Genomic DNA, 605 nt, shown 5'->3' on the forward strand with positions numbered 1-605 from the left:
GCCCAAGCGGTACCCAGCTAGCCAGATCCCCCGGAAGGTAGAAGGAGGCAAGCAGAAGCGGGATGACCACAATGCGCGAAAGGGTCAGCAGATTTGGAACACTCAGAAGCATACCCGATACCTTGTTTCAGGGGCTACAATTCCCCTCAGTATAGAGGTGACTTGGCCGATTGAAAGGACTGAAATCAATTTTCTTCGTGGAAAAAATCGAAGATCGTCCGGGCGAGGGTTTTCGAGATTCCCTCTACCTTTTCAAGGTCCGCAAGGGCGGCCTGCTCGACCCCCTTGGCGGAACCGAAACGGTTCAACAGGGCCTTTTTCCGCTTGCCCCCAATTCCCGGAATTTCATCTAGCGGGGACCGGCGAATGGCGCTGGACCGTTTGGCGCGGTGGGTGGTGATGGCGTAGTTATGCACCTCATCCCGCAAGCGCTGCAGGAAATAGAGGGTGGGGTCTTTTTCCGGAAGGGAGAAGGGTGCCTTGCCGGGTACAAAAAAACGTTCCCGCCCGGCGTTGCGATCCGGCCCCTTGGCGATGCCCGCAAGGATCACATCCCGAACGCCCAGTTCCCTGAAGACGTCCTCCGCTGCGCCCAACTGGCCAAG

At 57.7% G+C, this 605-nt stretch carries 1 protein-coding gene; it reads right to left on the reverse strand.

Annotation, left to right across the window (positions count from 1 at the left end; genetic code table 11):
* Positions 1–185 precede the first annotated feature (185 nt).
* A partial coding sequence (locus tag QQJ79_RS15790) for a helix-hairpin-helix domain-containing protein (protein WP_284223883.1) occupies positions 186–605 on the reverse strand: 420 nt, incomplete at its 5' end.

The organism is Brevundimonas denitrificans (assembly GCF_030160755.1).
In the GTDB taxonomy this organism is placed as follows: Bacteria; Pseudomonadota; Alphaproteobacteria; order Caulobacterales; family Caulobacteraceae; genus Brevundimonas; species Brevundimonas denitrificans.